The organism is uncultured Campylobacter sp. (genome assembly GCF_938045595.1).
In the GTDB taxonomy this organism is placed as follows: domain Bacteria; phylum Campylobacterota; class Campylobacteria; order Campylobacterales; family Campylobacteraceae; genus Campylobacter_B.
This window is the reverse complement of record NZ_CALIBB010000170.1, coordinates 1-1,913: the sequence shown is the minus strand read 5'-3', so window position 1 is coordinate 1,913 and position 1,913 is coordinate 1. Positions and strand designations below refer to the sequence as shown.

Annotated in this window: 2 protein-coding genes; both read right to left on the bottom strand. The window is 44.9% G+C overall.

Annotated elements, in window-relative coordinates; genetic code table 11:
* Positions 1–577 (bottom strand): NADH-quinone oxidoreductase subunit C (locus tag Q0340_RS06880; RefSeq protein WP_298082693.1); only part of this gene is annotated, 577 nt, incomplete at its 3' end.
* A gap of 2 nt (positions 578–579) precedes the next feature.
* On the bottom strand, positions 580–1,913 hold a 1,334-nt coding region (locus Q0340_RS06875; RefSeq protein WP_298082692.1), incomplete at its 5' end, for a hydrogenase 4 subunit F.

Here is a 1,913-nt window from a genome sequence, read left to right as displayed (position 1 = left end):
GAGGTCCAAGTGGAACATCTACTACTCCATCACCGCTAGGAAATAAAAACTCTGCATTAGGCTCGTCTTTATGATCTACAGGATCGGGTCTATAGCGATAGTCCATCGCGTCTTTGCGAAGCGGATGAAGCCCATCGGGCCAATCGTCGCTTAGCACTAAACGGCGTTTATCAGGCAAGCCTTCGGCGATTAAGCCGAACATGTCGAAAGCTTCTCTTTCGTACCATACGCAAGCAGGCACTAAAGGAGTAACTGACGGGAATGTAGGATCCGATCCGGGAATTAGCGTCCTAACGGTGATGAAGCATTTATCCTCTGCGGCGAAATCCTCCGCTTCGGTCATTTTGCCACCTTCCATAGATATCGCATAGTAAAGTGCGAAATTTCCGTTTAGCTCGCGCTCATCGTTAGGGATCATCGTGCTGATAAAACCGCCGATGTCATAATATAGCGTCTTAACCGCAAGCGGCAGATCATTTCTATCCACTAAAACGGTGATTTGATCCTCGGCTTGGCGGGTAACTTCTAAGACCTTGACTTTAGTCTTTAAAATTTCTATAAATTTATCGCCTCTCATTTTTAACCTCTCATCATTATTCTAACGCCGTTTTCGACGAGCATCCAAAAATCACCTACGTGCCATACGCCGAAAATTATCACTAAAGCGCAAAGCAAGATTAGCGGTAAATTTTCAAACAAGCTCATCTCTTTAGCATAAACCACTTCACCTTTAGGCGTACCGAAGCTCGCAAGATTAAAGTGCGCGAAGTCTGCGATGAAAATAATTACGAGCGCGATCGCAAATAATGCTACGGCTATGTATTGACCGCTGGCTATCGCGCCTTTGAAAACGTTAAATTCGCTTACAAAGATCGCAAACGCAGGAACACCTACGAGCGAGCAAACCGCAGCACCAAACATTATCGTAGTAAGCGGAGCGATTTTTACCATACCGCCCATTCTAGACATATCTTTATGACCGTAAATTCTGGCGATATTACCGGTAGAGCAGAATGCAAGAGCCTTGGTAAAGCTGTGAGCTAAGCAGTGAAAGATCGCGGCAAGCAAGCCGAAATATCCGCCGATACCTAGCGCAAATGCAATAACACCCATATGAACGACCGAGTGGTAAGCAAACATCCTCTTTACATCGTGTTGGCGAACGAGGAAAATTCCTGCTATAAATAGCGTGATCGTACCGGAAATTAACATCACGGATTGAACGAAGTCAAAGCCTACAGCTTGAGCTGTGATAGCGTAATATCTAAATATCGCTAGCATCGCACATTTTAAAAGTACGCCCGAAAGTAGTGCCGAAATAGGAGCCGGACCTTCTGCGTGAACATCAGGAAGCCAAGTGTGAGTAGGAGCAAGTCCTGCTTTGGTTCCAAAGCCTATTAGAGCGAATATAAAGATAAGCTTAGCAGCATCGCCGTTTAAATTTTTGGCATTATCCATAATGCTCGTCCAAAGCATCGAAGCCTCGCCGTCGCCTGTGATTTTGAATGTAGCCGCATATAGTAAAACGGTCGCATAAAGCGCGAATGCTAAACCGATCGAGCAGATAACGATATATTTGTAACCGCTCTCGGTAGATTTTTTGTCTTTATGAATAGCGACCAAAAATACCGATGCTAACGTAGTAGCCTCTACCGCAGCCCACATAAACGCGACGTTGTTGCAGATAACGCTAAGCGTCATCGTAAAAACGAAAACGTGGCAGAGCGCGTAGTATTTTCTAAGATCGCTAAGATCCAGATGACCGCCCTGTATCTCCCATTTCATATAGGTGGTGGAGTATAAATTTACCAAAAAGCCCGTTACGGCGATTAGCACTAAAAATACGCAGCCTAGGCTATCTAGGAATAGGAATTTATCGTATGCGTAAAAAGCCTCAAAGTTGCCGCTGATAA